This is a genomic window from Pseudomonas sp. P116 (genome assembly GCF_020149425.1).
Lineage (GTDB): Bacteria > Pseudomonadota > Gammaproteobacteria > Pseudomonadales > Pseudomonadaceae > Aquipseudomonas > Aquipseudomonas anatoliensis.
This window is the reverse complement of the sequence record NZ_JACVHB010000001.1, coordinates 661,740-682,712: the sequence shown is the minus strand read 5'-3', so window position 1 is coordinate 682,712 and position 20,973 is coordinate 661,740. Positions and strand designations below refer to the sequence as shown.

Genomic DNA, 20,973 nt, shown 5'->3' with positions numbered 1-20,973 from the left:
ATATCTCCTAGTGTCGAATCAAATGGCCGCTGGCCGCGAGTAACTGGCCGTCCAGTGAAGCACCTGCGTCCCCGAGTGCAAGCCTGCCTTCGGCAAACCAGCGTACAGCCATGGGGTAGATCAAGTGTTCCTGAGCATGCACTCGCTGCGCCAGACTCTGCGGCGTGTCGTGCAACTCTACCGGTATTACTGCCTGTACGACCAGTGGTCCGCCATCGAGTTCCTCGGTGACGAAGTGGACGGAGCAGCCGTGCTCGGTGTCGCCGGCCTCCAGCGCGCGCTGATGGGTGTGTAACCCTTTGTATTTGGGCAGCAGCGAAGGATGGATGTTGAGCAGGCGACCCTGATAGTGGCGAACGAAGTCAGCGCTGAGAATACGCATGAAACCGGCCAGTACCACGAGTTTGGGATTGAATTCGTCGATCAGTTCGATCAGGGCAGCATCGAAGGCCTCGCGACCTTCGAAAGCCTTGTGATCCAGCGAGCGGGTGGCGATACCCGCGTCACTGGCGCGTTGCAGGCCGTAGGCGTCGGCGCGGTTGGAAATCACCGCAGCGATGCGGACCGGGCTTTCGCCGGTCCGCGTGCTGTCGATCAAGGCCTGCAAGTTACTGCCGGTGCCGGACAACAGCACCACGACATCACAGGTTGCGGACATTAATGAGCCTTAAGGTTCTTCAGTTCGACCTGAGCAGCGCCTTCGGCAGCGACTGCGATCTGGCCGATGACCCAAGGCTGTTCGCCAGCGTCACGCAGGGTTTTCAGGGCAACTTCAACGTGCTCCTGAGCGACGCAGATGACCATGCCGACGCCGCAGTTCAGAACGCGGTGCATCTCGGTCTCGTCAACGTTGCCTTTCTCTTGCAGCCAGTCGAAGACGGCCGGGCGATTCCAGCTGGCGACGTCGACCACGGCCTGAGCGCCTTTTGGCAGAACGCGCGGGATGTTGTCGAGCAGGCCGCCACCGGTGATGTGGGCCATGGCTTTGACCGCGCCGGTGTCTTTGATCAGCTTGAGCAGCGGCTTCACGTAGATGCGGGTCGGGGCCATCAGCAGGTCGGTCAGCGGTTTGCCGTCGAGCTGGATGTTTTCGATGTCGGAACCGGACACTTCGATGATCTTGCGGATCAGCGAGTAGCCATTGGAGTGCGGGCCGGACGAAGGCAGGGCGATCAGCGCGTCACCGGTGGCGACTTTCGAGCCGTCGATGATTTCGGCTTTTTCCACGACGCCGACGCAGAAACCGGCCAGGTCGTAGTCTTCGCCTTCGTACATGCCAGGCATTTCAGCGGTTTCGCCGCCAACCAGCGAGCAACCGGACAGTTCGCAGCCGGCGCCGATGCCGGTCACAACCTGGGCAGCGGTCTCGACGTTGAGTTTGCCGGTGGCGTAGTAATCGAGGAAGAACAGCGGCTCGGCGCCGCACACCACCAGGTCGTTGACGCACATGGCGACCAGGTCGATGCCGATGGTGTCGTGCTTGTTCAGGTTCAGGGCCAGGCGCAGCTTGGTGCCGACGCCGTCAGTGCCGGAAACCAGTACTGGCTGCTTGTAGCCGGCCGGGATTTCGCAGAGGGCGCCGAAACCGCCCAGGCCGCCCATGACTTCCGGACGCGCAGTGCGCTTGGCGACGCTCTTGATGCGTTCGACCAATGCTTCACCGGCGTCGATGTCTACACCGGCGTCCTTGTAGCTCAGGGAGGGTTGCTTGCTCATGATCCAGGCCTTTAGGGGGGATTCAGGGGTAACGACCGAGTTCAGCGGGGCGCCGAAGTCGATGGGGCGATAGCCTCACGCGAGTTTCGAGGTGCCCGGCTGTTGCCGGTCTGCGAAGGCGCGCGATTTTATCAGGCTTGAGGGGCAGCGGCCATCCTCGTACCGACGGGCAGGGCCATATCACTCGAAATTTTTTGCAATTGAGGCGTGCGGCTGCCTGTATAAGGTGTGGCAATTAACCGTCTATCGTTATCACTGTGCAAAAACTTACCGCCGCCGTGTGAATGTTTGGTGCTGGCAGATTGTCACAGCCTTGCTCAACCGATTCACGCGGCCTGTTCCAGCCGCTCCTGTCGACGGGAATTCTCCATGCGTTTTTGTAAATTGTTGTTTGTGGGCTGTTTGTCTTTGGTAAGCCTGGCGAGTCATGCCGAAAACCTCAAAGGCCTTTATCAAGTGCGTGAGCCGGTCCAGGGCCAGGCTCCGGAGGAGCGCGAGCGCGCTACTCAGGCCGCGCTGGATACGCTGGTATTGCGCCTGACCGGTGACCCAAAAGCTGCGCAAAATCCGGGGTTGGCAGCCGTTCGCAAGGACCCGCAGCAGATCATCAGTCAGTTCGGTTTTGACGCCGGGCCGCCGGAGGTGCTGAAAGTCGATTTCGATCCGAACAGTACCGAGCAGGCATTGCGTCGCGCCGGATTGTCCCTGTGGGGCGCCAGTCGGCCGTCGATACTGAGCTGGTGGCTGAACGACTCGGCTGAAGGTTCGAGTCTGGTCGGTGATGGTCAGGCGGCTGCAGCGCCGTTGCGCACAGCCGCTCAACATCGTGGCTTGCCATTGCGTTTGCCTTTGGCCGATCTGAGTGAACAACTGGTCGCCACGGCGCCGGCACTCGAAGGCACGGATGCCGCGCCTTTGCGCGATGCTTCGGAGCGCTATAACGCTGATGCGTTGCTGGCTGTGCATGCGCGTGAAGAGGGTGGTCAGTGGCAGGCCAAATGGCATTTGTGGCTAGGTGATCAAAAAGAAGCGGGCAGTGTGCAAGGGGCGGATCAGGCAGCCGTTGCGGATGCAGTGATGCTTGCGGTTGCCCAGCGCCTGGCGCCACGCTTTGCGGCCAAGCCTGGGGCAAGCGGGCAGCAGACCCTGGAAGTGCAGGGCATGAATCTTGAACGCTACGCCGCGTTGTTGCGGTTACTTGAACCGTTTGGCGTGCGTCTGAAAAGCGTTGATGGTGATCGCATCGTCTATCGGGTCAATGGCAGTGCCGATCAGATGCGCGCGCAGTTGTCGCTGGCGAAGTTGCAGGAACTGCCAGCCGAAGCTCCGGCTCCGGTGGCAGCGCCGCAGCCGGCGGTGGCAGGTTCAGCACCGGTCGCGGCTCCGGCCCCGACACCTGCAGCGCCGTCATTGCGGTTTCGCTGGTAAGTCTTTCCTTATATAGAAGCAGTAGGAGTGGTACATGGCCGATACGCGGCGTTGGTTTTGGCTCGGTGGGGTAGTCCTGCTTTGCGTGTTTGTGTGGTTATTGCACTCGATCCTCACGCCGTTTTTGGTGGCGCTGTTGTTGGCGTATCTGTTCGATCCGCTGGTGGATCGCCTGGAGAAGCTCGGTTTGTCGCGCACCTGGGGCGTTATCGCGGTGTTCACTTTGTTCACGCTGATCGTCACCGCGCTGATGCTGGTGTTGGTGCCGATGCTCGCCAAACAGCTGCTGCGCCTGTACGAACTGATGCCGCAGATGCTCGACTGGTTGCAACACTCGGCAGTGCCGTGGGCGCAATCGAAGCTGGGGCTGTCTGACGGCTTCTGGAAATTCGACAAGGTCAAAGCAGCGATCAGTGAGCACATGGGCCAGACCACCGACATTGTCGGCGTGGTGCTGAGCCAGGCGACGGCTTCGAGTCTGGCGCTGATCGGCTGGCTGGCCAATCTGGTGCTGATCCCGGTGGTGAGTTTCTACTTGCTGCGCGATTGGGACTTGATGATGGCCAAGATCCGCAGCCTGTTGCCGCGTGATCGTGAGCCAACCATCGTCGCGCTGGCCGGTGAATGCCATGAAGTGCTGGGTGCATTCGTGCGCGGTCAGTTGCTGGTGATGGTGGCGTTGGGGGTGATTTACGCCGCGGGGCTGATGATTGTTGGCCTGGAGCTGGGGCTGTTGATTGGTCTGATCGCGGGGCTGGCGGCGATCGTGCCGTATATGGGCTTTGTGATCGGCATCGGTGCGGCGTTGGTTGCCGGGTTGTTCCAGTTCGGTGGTGATCTGTATCCGATGGTCGGGATCGTCGCCGTGTTCATGGTCGGACAGGCCCTGGAAGGCATGGTGTTGACCCCCTTGTTGGTAGGCGACCGGATTGGCCTGCACCCGGTGGCGGTGATCTTCGCGATCCTGGCCGGCGGCGAGCTGTTTGGCTTCACGGGTGTGTTGCTGGCGCTGCCGGTGGCGGCGGTGATCATGGTGCTGGTGCGTCATATGCACGATTTGTACAAGGACTCCGACATTTATAGTGGCGCTGACGAGCCGGAGCTGTAGTGGCGAGGGGCGACCCGGCGAATAGCCGGGTTGGCCCGTGTCTTGCGGGGAATGCTGGATCGAATGCGTCAGAGAAACTGTCATAAAACCAGTGTGTTAACGCAAACCTTTGATTTTGCTTGGACTCTGTCGCATTGTGCGCTCAGCTTCACGGGTATAAACTTCGCCAACTTTACACAGAGGCCACTAACGGTTCCTTTGAGAACTGTTCAGTCAGCATGAAACCGATTCAGCTGCCCCTAGGTGTGCGTCTGCGTGACGACGCCACCTTCATCAACTACTACCCAGGCGCCAATGCCGCTGCACTCGGCTATGTCGAGCGCCTATGCGAAGCCGACGCCGGCTGGACGGAAAGCCTGATCTATCTGTGGGGCAAGCACGGCGTAGGGCGTACGCATTTGTTGCAGGCTGCTTGCCTGCGTTTCGAACAGATGGGTGAACCGGCGGTGTATCTGCCGCTGGCCGAGTTGATGGATCGCGGCACCGAAATTCTCGACAACCTTGAACAGTACGAACTGGTTTGCCTGGATGACTTGCAGGTGATTGCCGGCAAGGCTGATTGGGAAGAGGCGATGTTTCATCTGTTCAATCGCCTGCGTGACAGCGGTCGGCGCTTGCTGATCGCAGCGTCTACCTCGCCACGTGAGCTGCCGGTCAAACTGGCGGACCTGAAATCACGCCTGACGCTGGCGCTGATTTTCCAGATGCGCCCACTCTCCGATGAAGACAAATTGCGTGCCCTGCAATTGCGCGCATCGCGTCGTGGTCTGCATCTGACCGATGAAGTCGGGCATTTCATTTTGACTCGCGGCACTCGCAGCATGAGCGCGCTGTTCGAACTGCTGGAGCAACTCGATCAGGCCTCTTTGCAGGCTCAGCGCAAGCTGACAATTCCTTTCCTGAAAGAAACGCTCGGTTGGTAGCCAACCCTTGAAAATTGCGGCTTGCAGCATGCTTCGGCATCTTTCAGGCGCCAGAAAATCCGCTTTTCTGCACAGCGTGCAGACCGCGTATCGGTTCAAATGGGCTTAAGCGCTTAGATGTAAACGAGAAACCGAGAAGTCACAAAAAGATCGATTGAATTTGCAAATGAGGATGATAGCGGGCATAGTCTCGGCTTCTTTACAACTATCAGCCACGGTCGTGCCCATGCTAAAGCGCTTCGCACCCCTCGTGCCTCTCGCACTCGTCACCCTGTTGTACGGTTGCGCTGCTCATTCTCCAGTTCAAGAGCAGCCTCAACAGGTTAAAAATTCTGCTACCGCCCAGTCTTCCGTTATTTACCAGGAAGAGCTGGACACCGAAAAAGAACTGTCGGATTTCAACGGCAACAAGCCTTACCAGCTGCCAGTTCTGGCCGACAGTATTCTCGAACGCGGCATGTCCCTGATCGGTACCCGTTACCGCTTCGGCGGTACCTCTGAAGCCGGTTTCGATTGCAGCGGTTTCATCGGCTACCTGTTCCGCGAAGAAGCTGGCATGAACCTGCCACGCTCCACTCGCGAAATGATCAATGTGGATGCGCCGCTGGTGTCGCGCAAAAACCTTGAGCCGGGCGATCTGCTGTTCTTCGCCACCAATGGTCGTCGTGGACGTGTCAGTCACGCCGGGATCTACCTGGGTGACAACCAGTTCATTCACTCCAGCAGTCGTCGCAGCGGCGGTGTTCGCATCGACAGCCTGGGTGACAGCTACTGGAGCAAGACCTTCATCGAAGCGAAACGAGCTCTGGCTAACGCTCCAACCGTAGTCACTGCTCGCAAGTAACTCCCCGATGTCGCTGCGTTCGCGGCGACAATCAGGCTCCCGGCAACGGAGTAGACCTATACTTTACAAGGTGAAGTTAAAGTCTTACTTGAAGTTTGCCGCGTAGCCGCTAGAATCCTGAATCTATATTGATGGCAAACCGCCTGCGTGCTGACGCAGGCGGTTTTGTTTTCTGTCCCTCCGGCAGAAAAAGCCGCAGCCAGATCAGGATGTTCTGCTTATGACCATGTCGGCCCGCCTCACATTGATCTTTTTCGCAGCGCTGCTCAGCGCCTGCGCCAGCCGTACGCCGCCACCAGCACCCGTGGTGCGCGCTCCGGTGGTCTTCGGCCCCTCGCAATCATTCTCGCCCGCTGCTGAAGACGTACTGTTCCGCGCGCTCGGTCTGGTTGGCACGCCTTATCGCTGGGGCGGCAATACACCGGACTCGGGATTTGATTGCAGCGGGCTGATCGGCTTTGTTTACCGTGATGCGGCGGGTATTTTGCTGCCAAGAACCACGCGCGACCTGATCGTCATGCAGGCGCCGAATGTGGGTAAGGAAGGTTTGCAAACCGGCGATCTGATTTTCTTCGCCACCAATGGTGGCTCGCAGGTCAGTCATGCGGGGATTTATGTCGGGGAAGGGCGCTTCGTGCATGCGCCGGCAACCGGCGGCACGGTGAAGCTCGATAGCCTGTCGAAGGCGTATTGGCAGAAGGCTTATCTGAGTGCGAAGCGGGTGTTGCAGCCGGAGCATCTGGCGCGTAACCCGTAGATCAAACTTTGCAAATCTAATGTAGGAGTGAGCCTGCTCGCGATAGCGATCTTTCAGTCAACACCATCGTTGACTAAAAGACCGCTATCGCGAGCGGGCTCACTCCTACAGTCGTTTTGGGGCGCGACAGGTTATTTAGCGGAAGACACTCGCCACACCTTGTTCCCCACATCATCAGCCACCAGCAAGTCACCTTGCTGGTCGATCACCACGCCCACCGGGCGACCCAGTGCGTTCTCGTCCTTGTCGAGAAAACCGCTCAGCACATCCACCGGCTGGCCCGTCGGTTTGCCTGCCGCGAAGGGTACGAAAATCACTTTATAACCACTGTGCGGCTTGCGGTTCCAGGAGCCGTGCTGGCCGATGAATGCGCCTTCCTTGAACTGCGCTGGCAGCTTGTTGCCCTCGGCGAACGTCAGACCCAGCGAAGCGGTGTGTGGGCCAACGGCGTAGTCCGGCGCAATGGCTTTGGCGACCAGATCGGGGTTCTGCGGTTCTACGCGCACATCGACGTGCTGGCCGTAATAGCTGAACGGCCAACCATAGAAGCCACCGTCCTTGACCGAGGTGATGTAGTCCGGCACCAGATCGCTGCCGATTTCGTCGCGCTCGTTGACCGCGGTCCACAACGCGCCACTGGTGGGCTCCCACGCCAGGCCGTTGGGGTTGCGGATGCCCGATGCGAAGATGCGGTGATTGCCGGTTGCGCGGTCCACTTCCCAGATCGCTGCGCGGCCTTCCTCTTTATCCAGGCCGTTTTCGCCGACATTACTGTTCGAGCCGACCGTGACGTACAGCTTGCTGCCGTCCTTGCTGGCGATGACGTTCTTGGTCCAGTGATGGTTGAGCGTGCCGCCAGGCAGATCGACAACCTTGATCGGCTGCGTCTTGATTTCGGTCGTGCCGGGTTCGTAGTTGAAGCGCAGCAGGCGATCAGTGTCGGCGACGTACAGGTCGTTGCCAACCAGCGTCATGCCGAACGGTGAATTGAGATTCTGCAGGAATACCGTGCGCGTTTCGGCCACGCCATCATGGTCGGCATCGCGCAGCAGAGTAATGCGATTGGGGCTCGGCACACCGGCGCCAGCCTTGCCCATGACTTTTTCCATGACCCAGCCGCGCACGCCTTTGCTGTCATCAGGTTTGGGCGGTGCGTTGGTTTCTGCTACCAGTACATCGCCATTGGGCAACACATAGAGCCAGCGCGGATGATCGAGGCCTTCGGCAAATGCCGCGACTTGTGTGCCTGCCGCAGCGGTCGGTTTACCGCCCGCGGGCCAGCCGACCGCCGGGGCGATATTCACCGTCGGGATCAGGGTTTTGTTCGGTTCGGGCAGTTTCGGTGACGGGCCGGTGCCGTCGATGACCTGCAGGCTGGACGATTCACCACAGGCGGTGAGCCCTCCGGCGAGGGCGATGACGAAAACGAGCTGGGGCTTGCGCATTGCTGATCTTCCCTATGAATGCATTCCTAGTCATAGAGGAGCGCGCAAGCCCGATGGTTCAACTGCTCAGCCGCGGGCTTCTTTGAACAGCACGGCAATGCCCGGGTGATAGTTGCCGGCTTCATTGCGCAATTTGCGATAGGCGTAGGGGAAATACCAGGCGACGGCGCAGGTGTGTTCCTTTTGCAGGTCGTCGACCATGTCCTGCAATTCTTCCGGGCTGGCGCTGTGCTGGGCTTTTTGCGGGGCGACAAACAGGCAGCCGAGTTTGAGGTCGCTGGCGTAGCTGAGGCGTTTGGCGTCGTTGGTGATATCCAGCAGGGGTTGGTTCAGGTTGAGGTTGTTGACGCGTGGCCAGCGTTGCGTGGCCTGGATAAATGCGCGGTCTTCGGCACCCGCCAGGAACAGATCGGCGCGGGCGTTGCGCTCGCCTTCCTCGTTCTGCTTGCGGGTGGCGGTGTCGCGCAACGTCACCAACTCCGCCATCCAGGCGGCCGCACAGAGCAATCCGAGATTGGCTTTCTCGTCATGCCAGTAGGGCGTGTCACTGTCGCCGCGCACGGCGTTGTAGCGGTCGATACAGTCAAACCAGCGTTCTAGCACCGGGCGCAGGAATTCCAGGCGCGGATTGCTGATGATCATGCCTTGCATCGTAATCATCCTTATTGTTGTGGTGTGCTTTTGCGGCAAAAGCATGGCTCTTTGATATCATTTGTTTCAGCGTGGCACAAGATTGGCGTCGGATAATTGATCGGCGGCAGTTATTCGCCCGATGACCCCCTCTTTAATTGACGCTCCACCCCCAACCCTCTAACCTTCGCGGCTTGTTTCAGGTGCTCTGTGACCTGCGTCGACAGAGTGAAACAGGGAAGCTGGTGAGGGTTGTCTTCAAGCGAAGAACAACCACGATCCCGGCGCTGCCCCCGCAACGGTAAATGAGTGAAAACTGCGTCTTGTGCCACTGCTTAACAGCGGGAAGGCGCGCAGTCAGGCGAACGCCGCTCATGAGCCCGGAGACCGGCCTGATCCATCCAGCGGCATCACGGTGGGCGATGCCAGGCTTTTTGCCGTCTATTCTTGTGCCTGCCCGCCGTTATCCAGCCTCAACGGAGAGCTCCCCCATGACTGATTCCCCCGAGCGTGACGAACGCCATCTGGCGCGTATGCAGCGCAAAAAAGCCGTGATCGATGAACGCATCGCCAACTCGCCCGACGAGTGCGGCCTGGTGCTGGTGCTGACCGGCAACGGCAAAGGCAAAAGCAGCTCGGCGTTTGGCATGCTCGCCCGCGCAATGGGCCACGGCATGCAGTGCGGCGTGGTGCAGTTCATCAAGGGCCGTAACAGCACCGGTGAAGAGCTGTTCTTCCGCCGCTTTCCCGAGCAGGTGCGTTTTCACGTGATGGGCGAGGGCTTCACTTGGGAAACCCAGGATCGCCAACGCGACATCGCCGCCGCCGAAGCTGCGTGGGCGGTGTCGCGCGAGTTATTGCGTGATCCGTCGATCGGTCTGGTGGTGCTCGATGAATTGAACATCGCCCTCAAGCACGGCTACCTCGATCTCGATCAGGTGCTCAGCGATTTGCAGGCGCGTCCGCCGATGCAGCACGTGATCGTCACCGGTCGCGGGGCGAAGCCGGAAATGATTGAGATGGGCGACACGGTCACCGAAATGGGCATGCTCAAACACGCCTTCCAGGCTGGTATCAAAGCGCAGAAAGGCGTCGAACTTTGAATCAGCCACGTCACTGCCCGGCGGTACTGATCGCCGCGCCGGCCTCCGGTCAGGGCAAGACCACCGTCACCGCTGCACTCGCTCGTTTGCATCGCAATCAGGGGCGCAAGGTGCGCGTGTTCAAGTGCGGCCCGGACTTCCTCGATCCGATGATTCTCGAGCGCGCCAGCGGAGCGCCGGTTTATCAACTCGATATGTGGATGGTCGGCGAGCAGGAAAGTCGTCGCCTGTTGTGGGAAGCCGCCGCCGAAGCCGATCTGATTTTGATCGAAGGCGTGATGGGCCTGTTTGACGGCACACCGTCGAGCGCTGACCTGGCGCGGCATTTCGGCGTGCCGGTACTGGGCGTGATCGACGGCACCGCGATGGCGCAGACGTTTGGCGCATTGGCGCTGGGGCTGGCGCGTTATCAGCCGGACTTGCCGTTTGCGGGCGTGCTGGCCAATCGCGTCGGCACTTTGCGTCATGCGCAATTGCTTGAAGGCAGCCTCACCGAGGGTTTGCGTTGGTACGGCGCACTGTCCCGCGAGACCGGGATCGAGTTGCCGAGCCGTCATCTGGGTCTGGTGCAGGCCAGCGAACTGAACGACCTGGATGTTCGCCTCGACGCCGCCGCCGAAGCGCTTGCCAGCAGTTGCGAGGTAGCGCTGCCACCGGCCGTGGAATTCGTGGCGCCGGAAGTGATCGTTGCCGAACCGCTATTGCAAGGTGTGCGAATCGCTATCGCCCATGATGAGGCGTTTGCCTTCACCTACGGCGCCAGCCTCGATTTGCTGCGGGCGATGGGTGCCGAGTTGAGCTTCTTCTCGCCGATCCGCGACACGCAATTGCCTGAGGCGGACAGTCTGTATCTGCCGGGCGGCTACCCGGAATTGCACCACGTGGCGTTGTCGCAGAACACTGCGATGCTCGACGCGATCCGCGCGCACCATGCGGCGGGCAAACCATTGCTGGCCGAGTGTGGCGGCATGCTTTATCTGCTTGATTCGCTGACTGACGTTGAAGGCACCCGCGCCGAACTGGTCGGTTTGCTTAAGGGCGATGCGGTCATGCAAAAGCGTCTGGCGGCGTTGGCGCTGCAAGCGGTTGATCTGCCGGAGGGCTCGCTGCGCGGGCACACGTATCATCACTCCCTGACGACGACTGAATTGACCCCGATTGCTCGCGGGCTGAGTCCGAATGGCGGGCGTGGGGCTGAGGCGGTTTACAGGGAAGGGCGGATGACGGCTTCTTATGTGCACTTTTATTTTCCGTCGAATCCTGTGGCTATCGCTGCACTGTTTGCGCCTCAACTTGAGGCCGCCATCGCTGGCAAGCCAGCTCCCACAGGGGATCGCGTTTCTTCAGGCATTACACCGCCCATTGTGGGAGCTGGCTTGCCAGCGATGGGGCCATGAAAGACAACGCATTCTCCGAAGCCGAACGCGCAGCGGTCTACAAAGCCATCGCCGAACGCCGCGACATGCGCCACTTCACCGGTGGCACCGTCGCGCCCGAGCTGCTGCACCGCCTGCTCGAAGCCGCGCATCAGGCCCCGAGCGTCGGCCTGATGCAGCCGTGGCGCTTTATTCGTATCAGCGACCGAGCCCTGCGCGGGCAAATCCAGAACCTCGTTGAAGAAGAGCGCATCCGCACCGCCGAAGCCCTCTGCGAACGCAGCGATGAGTTCATGACCCTCAAGGTCGAAGGCATCAATGATTGCGCTGAAGTGCTGGTCGCCGCGCTGATGGACGATCGCGAAAAACACATCTTCGGTCGCCGCACGCTGCCGGAAATGGACATGGCGTCGCTGTCCTGTGCGATCCAGAACCTGTGGCTGGCGTCCCGCGCCGAAGGTCTGGGCATGGGCTGGGTCTCGCTGTTCGAGCCGCAGGCGCTGGCCGATCTGTTGAAACTGCCGGAAGGCGCCAAACCTCTGGCCGTTTTGTGCCTGGGCCCGGTCAAGGAATTCTATCCGGCGCCGATGCTGGTACTCGAAGGGTGGGCGCAGGCGCGTCCGCTCAATGAGTTGCTGTACGAAAATTATTGGGGAGTGAGTCAATGAGTGTGGCGTTGTTGAGTGTCGCCGCGGTTGCGCTGGATGCGCTGCTGGGTGAACCGAAACGCTGGCATCCGCTGGTGGCGTTCGGCAATTTTGCCGGGCGCATCGAGCAACGTTTCAACGCCGGGGGTCGCGGCTGGCGCAGTCATGGCGTCACCGCGTGGGTGATCGCGGTGCTGCCGCTGACGTTGCTCGCCACCGCGTTTTCCTGGGCGCCGTATGTTGGCTGGATCGTCGAGATTCTCGCGCTGTATTGCGCTCTCGGCATGCGCAGCCTCGGCGAGCACGTCGAACCGGTGGCCAAGGCGTTGCGCGCCGATGATCTGGATGAGGCGCGCAAACGCGTCGGCTATCTGGTCAGCCGCCAGACCAGCGAACTCGACAGCACGGCGGTTGCCCGTGCCGCCACCGAGTCGGTGCTGGAAAACGGCAGCGATGCGGTGTTTGCCGCGTTGTTCTGGTTTGCCGTGGCCGGCGCGCCGGGCGTGGTGCTCTATCGCTTGAGTAACACGCTTGATGCGATGTGGGGTTATCGCAATGAACGTTTCGAGCGATTCGGCTGGTGTGCGGCAAAAATCGACGACGTCCTCAACTACATTCCCGCGCGCCTTGTGGCGTTGACTTACGCGCTGCTGGGCAAAACCCGATTGGCCTTGAAGTGCTGGCGTACACAGGCGCCAAAATGGGACAGCCCCAACGCCGGCCCGGTAATGGCGGCGGGTGCCGGTGCGCTGGGTGTGGAGCTGGGCGGCCCGGCGATCTATCACGGCGAATTGCATGAGCGTCCGCAACTCGGCGAGGGCTTGCCCGCGGATGCCGATTCCATCGACCGTGGCTGGCAATTGGTCCAGCGCGGGGTATGGTTATGGCTGCTGATTCTCTGCGTGGGGGCTGAATTCTATGCTTGAGCACGGTGGCCGACTGCGCAAGGCTGCACTCGATTACGGCATCGCCGAAGCGGATTGGCTGGATCTTTCCAGCGGTCTGGCGCCATGGCCGTTCCCGATCCCGGAGATCCCGCTGCGCGCCTGGGCACGCTTGCCGGAAACCGACGATGGTCTGGAGCAGGCGGCGTGTGATTACTACGGTGCGGCGCAGGTGTTGCCGGTAGCCGGTTCGCAAATGGCCATTCAGTTGCTGCCGCGTTTGCGCCGGGCCGGCAAGGTCGGCGTGTTGTCGCCGTGTTATGCCGAGCACGCCGAGGCCTGGCGCCGCAGCGGTTACATCGTGCGCGAGGTGCTGGAGCAGGAAGTCGAGTTCTTTATCGACAGCCTCGACGTACTGGTGGTGGTCAATCCGAACAATCCCACCGGCCTGAGCCTGACCCCGGCGCGCCTGCTCGACTGGCATGCGCGACTGGCGCAGCGCGGCGGCTGGCTGGTGGTCGATGAAGCGTTCATGGACAACACGCCACAATTGAGTCTGGCCGCGCACTCGCATTTGGTGGGCCTGGTCGTACTGCGTTCGTTTGGCAAATTCTTCGGTCTGGCCGGCGTGCGACTGGGCTTTGTGCTGGCCGATCGCAAGTTGCTCAAACTGCTCGCCGAACAGGTCGGGCCGTGGGCGGTCAGCGGGCCGACCCGGGTGCTCGGCCAGGCGTGTCTGCAAGACACCGAAGCTCATACACGCCAGCGGATACGCAGCGATGAAGCCAGTGAGCGGCTGGCCGCGTTGCTTGCGCGTTACGGCTTCAAACCCCAGGGCGGTTGCGCGCTGTTTCAATGGTTGATCACCGATCAGGCGCAAGTGCTGCACGAATTCATGGCCCGACGCGGCATCCTCCTGCGCCTCTTCACACACAACAGCAGTTTGCGTTTCGGCCTGCCTGTCGATGCCGCTCAAGAGTTACGCCTCGAACAAGCGCTGCAAGCGTTCGCCAAGGAAACCCGATGACAACCCTGATGGTGCAAGGCACCACTTCCGACGCCGGTAAAAGCACATTGGTGACGGCACTCTGCCGCTGGGCCACCCGTCAGGGTGTAGCGGTGGTGCCGTTCAAACCGCAGAACATGGCGCTCAACAGCGCAGTGACGGCTGATGGTGGCGAGATCGGTCGCGCACAAGCGGTGCAGGCGCAAGCGGCGAATATTCAACCGCACACCGACATGAACCCGGTGCTGCTCAAGCCGAACAGCGACACCGGCGCGCAAGTGATCATCCATGGCCGCGCCGTCACCAGCATGAACGCTGTCGCCTATCACGACTACAAAGCCATCGCGATGCAAGCCGTGCTGGCCTCCCACGATCGCCTCAGCGCTGCGTATCCGCTGGTGATGGTCGAAGGCGCAGGCTCGCCGGCGGAGATCAATTTGCGCGCCGGCGACATCGCCAACATGGGTTTTGCCGAGGCCGTGGATTGCCCGGTGCTGCTGATTGCCGACATCAATCGCGGCGGCGTTTTTGCCCATCTGGTCGGCACGCTGGAGCTGCTGTCGCCGAGCGAACAGGCGCGGGTCAAAGGCTTCATCATCAACCGTTTTCGCGGCGACATTGCGTTGCTGCAACCGGGCCTCGACTGGCTGGAACAGCGCACCGGCAAACCGGTGGTCGGCGTGTTGCCGTACGTGATGGATCTGCATCTTGAGGCCGAGGACGGCATCGATCAGCGCCAGACCGACAAGGCCGAACACGTGCTGAAAGTCGTGGTGCCGGTGCTGCCGCGCATCAGCAACCACACCGATTTCGATCCGCTGCGTTTGCATCCACAGGTGGATCTGCATTTTGTCGGCCCGGGACAGGCGATTCCGCCGGCCGATCTGATCATTCTGCCGGGCTCGAAAAGTGTACGCGGTGATCTGGCTTATCTGCGGGCCAATGGCTGGGACACAGCGATCAGTCGCCATTTGCGTTACGGCGGCAAAGTACTGGGGATTTGTGGCGGTCTGCAAATGCTCGGCGAGCACGTGCACGATCCGCTGGGTCTTGAGGGCGCGCCCGGTTCCAGTGCCGGTTTGGCTTTACTCGCCTTTGAAACACAGCTTGAAGCCGAGAAGCAATTGCGCAACGTGCGCGGTCGTCTCGCGCTGGAAGATGCCGAAGTCAGCGGCTACGAAATTCATGCTGGCGTCACCACCGGGCCGGCGCTAGAGAACGCGGCGGTGCGGTTGGATGACGGTCGTTGTGACGGTGCGCAGAGTGCTGATGGTCAGGTGTTCGGCACCTATCTGCATGGCTTGTTCGAATCGCCGGCAGCCAGTTCGGCGTTGCTGCGCTGGGCCGGGTTGAGCGATGTGCAAACGGTGGATTACCACGGGTTGCGTGAGCGCGATATCGAGCGCTTGGCGGATCTGGTGGAAAAGCATCTGGATACCGGGTTGTTGCGTCAGCTCTGTGGGATCCAGGGTGAATGTCATGGCCCCATCGCTGGCAAGCCAGCTCCCACAGGGGGCTGAGGTGATCCGGCTACGGTGATCACTGTGGGAGCTGGCTTGCCAGCGATGGGGCCGGTTGCCTCAACAGATAATTTTCAGGATGTCCCCATGCTCCAACTGATCCTCGGCGGCGCCCGCTCCGGCAAAAGTCGTCTGGCCGAAAAACTCGCCACTGACAGTGCATTGGCCGTGACCTACATCGCCACCAGCCAGCCGCTGGACGGTGAAATGAGCGAGCGTGTCGCCCATCACCGCGCGCGCCGTCCCGTCGAATGGGCACTCATCGAAGAGCCGCTGGAACTCGCCCGCATCCTGCGTGAAAACGCCAGCGCGGAGCGCTGCCTGCTGGTCGATTGCCTGACCCTGTGGCTGACCAATCTGCTGATGCTCGAAGACGCTACACGCCTCGCCGCCGAACGCGAAGCCGTGCTGGACTGCCTGGCGTCACTGCCGGGCGAAATCATTTTTGTCAGCAACGAGACCGGAATGGGTGTCGTGCCGCTGGGCGAATTGACTCGCCGCTATGTCGATGAAGCCGGTTGGCTGCATCAAGCCCTGGCTGAGCGCTGTCAGCGTGTCGTGCTGACCGTCGCCGGCTTGCCCCTGACTCTGAAAGGACCTGCGTTATGACTCAAGCCTGGTGGCTCAATCCGTGTAAAGCGGTGCATGCCGATATCGTTGAACAAGCGGCGGCACGGCAGCAGCAACTGACCAAACCGGCCGGTTCGCTGGGACGTCTTGAGTCGGTGGCGGTGCAACTGGCCGGCCTGCAAGGGCAGGTCAAACCGACGCTTGCGCAGGTCTGGATTGCGATTTTCGCCGGTGACCACGGTGTGGTCGCTGAAGGCGTGTCGGCATTCCCGCAGGAAGTCACCGGGCAGATGTTGCTCAACTTCGTCAGCGGTGGCGCGGCGATCAGCGTGCTCGCGCGTCAGCTCAATGCGCAACTGGAAGTGGTGGATCTGGGCACGGTGACGCCGTCGCTGAACCTGCCGGGTGTGCGTCACTTGAACATCGGCCCGGGCACGGCAAATTTTGCCAAGGGCGCGGCGATGACTCAGGCCCAGGGCGAATTGGCGTTACAGGCCGGTCGCCACAGTGCACTGCGAGCGAAAGCTGCCGGCACTCAGCTGTTCATCGGCGGCGAAATGGGCATCGGCAACACCACGGCAGCCAGTGCCCTGGCCTGTGCCTTGCTCGACTGTCCGGTGGCCCATCTGACCGGCCCCGGCACTGGCCTGACTGCAGAAGGCGTCAGCCATAAAGCGCATGTGATCGAGCGCGCCCTGGCGCTGCACGCGGCCCAGCGCGGTGATGCATTGCAGACGCTGTTCAACCTGGGCGGTTTCGAAATCGCCGCGCTGGTCGGCGCGTATCTGGCTTGTGCGCAGGAAGGTGTTGCGGTGCTGGTCGACGGCTTTATCTGCACAGTCGCTGCGCTTGTCGCGGTGCGTTTGAATCCGGCCTCTCGCGATTGGCTGCTGTTCGGCCATCGCGGGGCCGAGCCGGGGCATCGTCATGTACTGGAAGCCCTGAGCGCCGAACCGCTGCTCGAACTGGGCCTGCGCCTGGGTGAGGGCAGTGGTGCGGCGTTGGCGGTGCCGTTGTTGCGCTTGGCGTGTGATCTGCACGGGCAGATGGCAACGTTCGCGGAAGCGGCGGTGGCGGATCGTCCGGCATGACCTTGCGACTTGATCTGCTGCGCCATGGTGAAACCGAACTCGGCGGTGGTTTGCGCGGCAGCCTTGACGATGCGCTCACCGAAAAGGGTTGGGCGCAAATGCGCGAAGCGGTGATCGCAGGCGGGCCGTGGGATCGCTTGGTCAGTTCGCCGTTGCAGCGCTGTGCGCGGTTCGCCGCTGAGTTGGGTGAGCAGCTGAATCTGCCGGTGCATCTGGAAAAGGATCTGCAAGAGCTGCATTTCGGCGCGTGGGAGGGGCAGAGCGCGGCGGCGCTGATGGAGACGGATGCCGAGGAGCTAGGGCTGTTCTGGGCCGATCCGTATGCATTTACGCCACCGCAGGGCGAGGCGGTCAGCGATTTTTCCGCGCGGGTGCTGGCGGCCGTCGCGCGCCTGGAAACGGCGTACTCCGGTGAGCGGGTGTTGCTGATCAGTCATGGCGGTGTCATGCGCCTGCTGCTGGCGCGGGCGCGGGGATTGCCGCGTGAACAATTGCTCAATGTCGAAGTTGCGCACGGTGCGCTGTTTTCGCTGAGCGTCGAAGCCGATGGGTCGCTCAAGGAAGGTCGCTGATATGTTGCCGCTGTGGATCGCCCTGCAATTTCTCAGCAGTCTGCCGATTCGTCTGCCGGGGATGCCGGAGCCCGAACAGCTCGGGCGTTCGCTGTTGTTCTATCCGCTGGTAGGGTTGTTGTTCGGCGTGATTCTGTGGGGGCTGAACCTGGTGTTGGCGGGCGCGCCGCTGCTGTTGCATGCGGCATTGCTGTTGACGATTTGGGTATTGCTCAGCGGCGCATTGCACCTTGATGGCCTGGCGGACAGCGCCGATGCCTGGCTCGGTGGCTTCGGTGATCGCGAACGTACCCTGACGATCATGAAAGATCCGCGCAGCGGGCCGATTGCGGTGGTGACGCTGGTGCTGGTGTTGCTGCTCAAGTTTGCCGCATTGCTGGCGCTGATCGAGCAGCAGCAAGGCTTGGTTTTGATCATCACGCCGCTGCTTGGGCGGGCGGCGTTACTGGGGTTGTTTCTGACCACGCCGTATGTGCGCAAGGGTGGGTTGGGGCAGGCGCTGGCCGATCATCTGCCGCGCAAGGCGGGTTGGTGGGTGCTTGCGGGCAGCGCGCTGGCCTGTGTGGCGATTGCCGGGTTCCAGGCAATTATTGCGCTGCTGGTAGCGGTCGGCGTGTTTGTCTGGCTGCGGCATGTGATGATGCGGCGGTTGGGCGGCACGACCGGCGATACGGCCGGGGCGTTGCTGGAATTGCTGGAGATGGCGGTGCTGGTTGGAATCGTGCTGCTTTAACGTCAAAAGATCGCAGCCTTCGGCAGCTCCTACAGGGTAAGCATCCCAATGTAGGAGCTGCCGAAGGCTGCGATCTTTTGATCTATAACTTGATTTAACACAGTCGCGGGTATATACACGCATCATGCTTCCTTCTCAGTGTTTGTGCACCAACCTGCGTCGCGCCGCTCGTGGCGTCAGCAGGCATTACGACGGCGCTCTCGATGGCTTCGGGATCAACGTTGCCCAGTATTCTTTGCTGTGCAATCTGCAGCGTCTGGATCAGCCGAGCATCTCCGAACTCGCCGAAGCCATGGGCCTGGATCGCAGCACCCTCGGGCGCAATCTGCGGGTGCTGGAAGGCGAAGGGCTGGTGGCGCTGGCCGAGGGTGAAGATATGCGCAACCGCATCGTCTGCCTCACCGAAACCGGCGCGCAACGACTGGCAGCAGCCTTGCCGGCCTGGGAAGCGGCGCAACAGCGATTGATTGATCGTCTGGGTGCCGAGAAGCGTGAAACCTTGCTGAAGTTGCTCGACGAACTGGCTTGATGCCAGTTTTTTCGGGCTCAAGCGGGTATATACCCGCGACTGGAGAATAATAATGACATCGATGTGGCGTACGTGCGGTTGGGTGTTGCTGGGAAGTGCGTTGATCCTGGCGTTGTCATTGGGCGTGCGACACGGCTTTGGCCTGTTCCTGTCACCGATGAGCGCGCAGTTCGGCTGGGGGCGTGAGGTATTCGCCTTCGCGATTGCCTTGCAGAACCTGATCTGGGGTCTGGCGCAGCCGTTCACCGGCGCGCTGGCCGACCGTTTTGGCGCGGCGAAAGTGGTGCTGGTTGGCGGTGTGCTCTACGCCGTGGGTCTGGTGTGCATGGGCTTGTCCGATTCGGCGGTGACATTGTCGTTGAGCGCCGGCCTGTTGATCGGCATCGGCCTGTCCGGCACTTCGTTCTCGGTGATCCTCGGCGTGGTCGGGCGGGCCGTGCCGCCGGAGAAACGCAGCATGGGCATGGGCATCGCCAGTGCCGCCGGGTCGTTCGGCCAGTTCGCCATGTTGCCGGGCACGCTCGGGCTGATTGGCTGGCTCGGCTGGTCGGCCGCGTTGCTCGTGTTGGGCCTGTTGGTGGCGATGATTGTGCCGCTGGTGAGCATGCTCAAGGACAAGCCGCTGCCGGTACTGGGCCATGAGCAAACATTGTCTGAAGCGCTGCGCGAAGCCTGCTCGCATTCGGGATTCTGGCTGTTGGCGCTCGGTTTCTTCGTCTGCGGGTTTCAGGTGGTGTTTATCGGCGTGCATTTGCCGGCGTATCTGGTCGATCAACATCTGCCGGCCACCGTCGGCACTACGGTGCTGGCGTTGATCGGGCTGTTCAATATCTTCGGCACGTACACGGCCGGATGGTTGGGTGGGCGAATGTCCAAACCGCGTTTGCTGACCGCGCTGTACCTGATGCGGGCGGTGGTGATCGTGCTGTTCCTGTGGCTGCCGGTGACGACCACGACGGCCTATCTGTTCGGCATGGCCATGGGCTTCCTGTGGCTGTCGACGGTGCCCTTGACCAACGGCACGGTGGCGACCTTGTTCGGCGTGCGAAATCTGTCCATGCTCGGTGGCATCGTGTTCCTGTTCCATCAGCTCGGCTCGTTCCTCGGCGGCTGGCTGGGCGGGGTGGTGTATGACCGTACCGGGAGTTATGACTTGATCTGGCAAGTGGCGGTGCTTCTGAGTGTGCTGGCGGCGGCTTTGAACTGGCCGGTGCGCGAGCGTCCGGTCGAACGTCTGCAACCCGGTACGAGCGCCGCATGAGCCGTTTCTGGCCGCGAATCGTCATTACGGCACTGGCTGCTGCATTGTTGGCGCTGGTGTGGTGGGGCTGGCATCAGGGCGGCCTGGCCTTGATGCAATTAGGCATGAGCATTTGCTAGAGGCGGGCTTGGCGAGTAACGTCGAAGGCTGATGACTTGCTCAAGGATGCTCGACATGTTGATGCGCTGGTGTGCTGTTCCCGCGTTGCTGATGGCGTTGACTGGCCTGGCCCAGGCGGCTGAATGTCCGGAATTATTGCAAGGCTCGCTGCCCAAGTTGCGCGCCAAGGAATCCATCGATCTGTGCAAGCAATACGCGGACAAACCGCTGGTGGTGATCAACACCGCCAGCTTCTGCGGTTTTGCGCCGCAATTCGAAGGCCTTGAAGCACTCAATCAGCGCTACAAGGCGCAGGGGCTGGAGATGCTCGGCGTGCCTTCCAATGACTTCAAGCAGGAGTCCAAGGACAGCGTCGAGACTGCCAAGGTCTGCTACGCCAATTACGGCGTGACGTTTGCCATGACCGAGCCACAGAAAGTCCGCGGCGATGATGCCACGCATATGTTTCAGGTGCTGGCCGCACAGAGCAGCGCGCCGAAGTGGAATTTCTACAAATACGTGGTGGATCGCCAAGGCAAGGTGATCGCCAACTTCTCCAGCCTGACCAAACCGGATGATCCGGAATTTATTGCCGCGATTGAGAAAGCTATCGCCTCGAAACCGCTGAAACCCTAAAACTCAGGGTGTTTGCGCTTTCGCTGTAGGAGCTGCGGCACGCTGCGATCTTTTGATCTTTAACAGCAGGATCAAAAGATCGCAGCGTGCCGCAG

23 protein-coding genes and 1 riboswitch are annotated in these 20,973 nt (G+C 61.1%); of the genes, 19 read left to right on the top strand and 4 right to left on the bottom strand.

What is annotated here, in order from left to right:
- Positions 1–7: 7 nt before the first annotated feature.
- Together purN and purM are read right to left on the bottom strand one after the other, a co-directional pair.
- Positions 8–658: a phosphoribosylglycinamide formyltransferase gene (purN, locus tag ICA15_RS03395; RefSeq protein WP_210553673.1), complete on the bottom strand. Its 651-nt coding sequence runs from the start codon at positions 656–658 to the stop codon at positions 8–10.
- Complete coding sequence (purM, locus tag ICA15_RS03390) at positions 658–1,716, bottom strand: phosphoribosylformylglycinamidine cyclo-ligase (RefSeq protein WP_210553672.1); 1,059 nt, start codon at positions 1,714–1,716, stop codon at positions 658–660. Before purM ends, purN begins: the two co-directional genes overlap by 1 nt.
- A 369-nt stretch (positions 1,717–2,085) precedes the next feature.
- On the opposite strand from purM, the gene ICA15_RS03385 reads away from it, so the two are divergent.
- The 5 genes from ICA15_RS03385 to ICA15_RS03365 all read left to right on the top strand — a co-directional run bounded on the left by ICA15_RS03385 (position 2,086) and on the right by ICA15_RS03365 (position 6,776).
- On the top strand, positions 2,086–3,144 hold the full coding sequence (locus ICA15_RS03385) for a DUF2066 domain-containing protein (protein WP_210553671.1): 1,059 nt from the start codon (positions 2,086–2,088) through the stop codon (positions 3,142–3,144).
- A gap of 34 nt (positions 3,145–3,178) precedes the next feature.
- Positions 3,179–4,252 carry an AI-2E family transporter gene (locus tag ICA15_RS03380; protein WP_150601227.1) on the top strand — a complete coding sequence of 358 codons (1,074 nt, stop codon included), beginning with the start codon at positions 3,179–3,181 and terminating at the stop codon, positions 4,250–4,252.
- Positions 4,253–4,470: 218 nt separating this feature from the next.
- Positions 4,471–5,175 (top strand): DnaA regulatory inactivator Hda, encoded by a 705-nt coding sequence (gene hda, locus ICA15_RS03375; protein WP_150601228.1) that lies wholly within the window; start codon positions 4,471–4,473, stop codon positions 5,173–5,175.
- Between the two features lie 226 nt (positions 5,176–5,401).
- Complete coding sequence (locus tag ICA15_RS03370; protein ID WP_150601229.1) at positions 5,402–6,019, top strand: C40 family peptidase; 618 nt, start codon at positions 5,402–5,404, stop codon at positions 6,017–6,019.
- 220 nt (positions 6,020–6,239) lie between these two features.
- Positions 6,240–6,776, top strand: a complete 537-nt coding sequence (locus ICA15_RS03365) for a C40 family peptidase (protein ID WP_150601230.1) — start codon at positions 6,240–6,242, stop codon at positions 6,774–6,776.
- Between the two features lie 131 nt (positions 6,777–6,907).
- Here the strand turns inward: ICA15_RS03365 and ICA15_RS03360 are convergent, their stop codons facing one another.
- Together ICA15_RS03360 and ICA15_RS03355 are read right to left on the bottom strand one after the other, a co-directional pair.
- Positions 6,908–8,221, bottom strand: a complete 1,314-nt coding sequence (locus tag ICA15_RS03360) for a PQQ-dependent sugar dehydrogenase (RefSeq protein ID WP_210553670.1) — start codon at positions 8,219–8,221, stop codon at positions 6,908–6,910.
- Between the two features lie 66 nt (positions 8,222–8,287).
- Positions 8,288–8,872 carry a hypothetical protein gene (locus tag ICA15_RS03355; RefSeq protein ID WP_150618454.1) on the bottom strand — a complete coding sequence of 195 codons (585 nt, stop codon included), beginning with the start codon at positions 8,870–8,872 and terminating at the stop codon, positions 8,288–8,290.
- 163 nt (positions 8,873–9,035) lie between these two features.
- A riboswitch (cobalamin riboswitch) is annotated at positions 9,036–9,262 on the top strand.
- Between the two features lie 80 nt (positions 9,263–9,342).
- On the opposite strand from ICA15_RS03355, the gene cobO reads away from it, so the two are divergent.
- The 14 genes from cobO (at position 9,343) to ICA15_RS03290 (ending at position 20,878) form a co-directional block, all read left to right on the top strand.
- The gene (gene cobO / locus ICA15_RS03350; RefSeq protein ID WP_047300314.1) at positions 9,343–9,954 is read left to right on the top strand and encodes a cob(I)yrinic acid a,c-diamide adenosyltransferase; all 612 of its coding nucleotides are present in this window, start codon (positions 9,343–9,345) and stop codon (positions 9,952–9,954) included.
- Positions 9,951–11,351, top strand: a complete 1,401-nt coding sequence (locus ICA15_RS03345; RefSeq protein WP_210553669.1) for a cobyrinate a,c-diamide synthase — start codon at positions 9,951–9,953, stop codon at positions 11,349–11,351. The genes cobO and ICA15_RS03345 overlap by 4 nt, the downstream gene beginning before the upstream one ends.
- Positions 11,348–11,998, top strand: a complete 651-nt coding sequence (gene bluB, locus ICA15_RS03340; RefSeq protein WP_210553668.1) for a 5,6-dimethylbenzimidazole synthase — start codon at positions 11,348–11,350, stop codon at positions 11,996–11,998. The genes ICA15_RS03345 and bluB overlap by 4 nt, the downstream gene beginning before the upstream one ends.
- The gene (cbiB, locus tag ICA15_RS03335) at positions 11,995–12,903 is read left to right on the top strand and encodes an adenosylcobinamide-phosphate synthase CbiB (protein WP_150601235.1); all 909 of its coding nucleotides are present in this window, start codon (positions 11,995–11,997) and stop codon (positions 12,901–12,903) included. Before bluB ends, cbiB begins: the two co-directional genes overlap by 4 nt.
- Positions 12,896–13,888 (top strand): threonine-phosphate decarboxylase CobD, encoded by a 993-nt coding sequence (cobD, locus tag ICA15_RS03330; RefSeq protein ID WP_210553667.1) that lies wholly within the window; start codon positions 12,896–12,898, stop codon positions 13,886–13,888. Before cbiB ends, cobD begins: the two co-directional genes overlap by 8 nt.
- Positions 13,885–15,387, top strand: a complete 1,503-nt coding sequence (locus ICA15_RS03325) for a cobyric acid synthase (RefSeq protein WP_210553666.1) — start codon at positions 13,885–13,887, stop codon at positions 15,385–15,387. The genes cobD and ICA15_RS03325 overlap by 4 nt, the downstream gene beginning before the upstream one ends.
- A gap of 87 nt (positions 15,388–15,474) precedes the next feature.
- Positions 15,475–15,996 (top strand): bifunctional adenosylcobinamide kinase/adenosylcobinamide-phosphate guanylyltransferase, encoded by a 522-nt coding sequence (cobU, locus tag ICA15_RS03320; protein ID WP_210553665.1) that lies wholly within the window; start codon positions 15,475–15,477, stop codon positions 15,994–15,996.
- Positions 15,993–17,048: a nicotinate-nucleotide--dimethylbenzimidazole phosphoribosyltransferase gene (gene cobT, locus ICA15_RS03315; protein WP_210553664.1), complete on the top strand. Its 1,056-nt coding sequence runs from the start codon at positions 15,993–15,995 to the stop codon at positions 17,046–17,048. Before cobU ends, cobT begins: the two co-directional genes overlap by 4 nt.
- The gene (cobC, locus tag ICA15_RS03310; protein ID WP_210553663.1) at positions 17,045–17,620 is read left to right on the top strand and encodes an alpha-ribazole phosphatase family protein; all 576 of its coding nucleotides are present in this window, start codon (positions 17,045–17,047) and stop codon (positions 17,618–17,620) included. Before cobT ends, cobC begins: the two co-directional genes overlap by 4 nt.
- A 1-nt stretch (position 17,621) precedes the next feature.
- Positions 17,622–18,353: an adenosylcobinamide-GDP ribazoletransferase gene (locus ICA15_RS03305; protein ID WP_210553662.1), complete on the top strand. Its 732-nt coding sequence runs from the start codon at positions 17,622–17,624 to the stop codon at positions 18,351–18,353.
- A 124-nt stretch (positions 18,354–18,477) separates the two neighbouring features.
- Positions 18,478–18,882, top strand: a complete 405-nt coding sequence (locus tag ICA15_RS03300; RefSeq protein WP_042558324.1) for a MarR family winged helix-turn-helix transcriptional regulator — start codon at positions 18,478–18,480, stop codon at positions 18,880–18,882.
- Positions 18,883–18,934: 52 nt separating this feature from the next.
- Positions 18,935–20,143: an MFS transporter gene (locus ICA15_RS03295; RefSeq protein WP_150601242.1), complete on the top strand. Its 1,209-nt coding sequence runs from the start codon at positions 18,935–18,937 to the stop codon at positions 20,141–20,143.
- Positions 20,140–20,262, top strand: a complete 123-nt coding sequence (locus ICA15_RS28485) for a hypothetical protein (RefSeq protein ID WP_263480683.1) — start codon at positions 20,140–20,142, stop codon at positions 20,260–20,262. The genes ICA15_RS03295 and ICA15_RS28485 overlap by 4 nt, the downstream gene beginning before the upstream one ends.
- Before the next feature lie 55 nt (positions 20,263–20,317).
- Positions 20,318–20,878 (top strand): glutathione peroxidase, encoded by a 561-nt coding sequence (locus tag ICA15_RS03290; protein WP_150601243.1) that lies wholly within the window; start codon positions 20,318–20,320, stop codon positions 20,876–20,878.
- Positions 20,879–20,973: the final 95 nt, after the last annotated feature.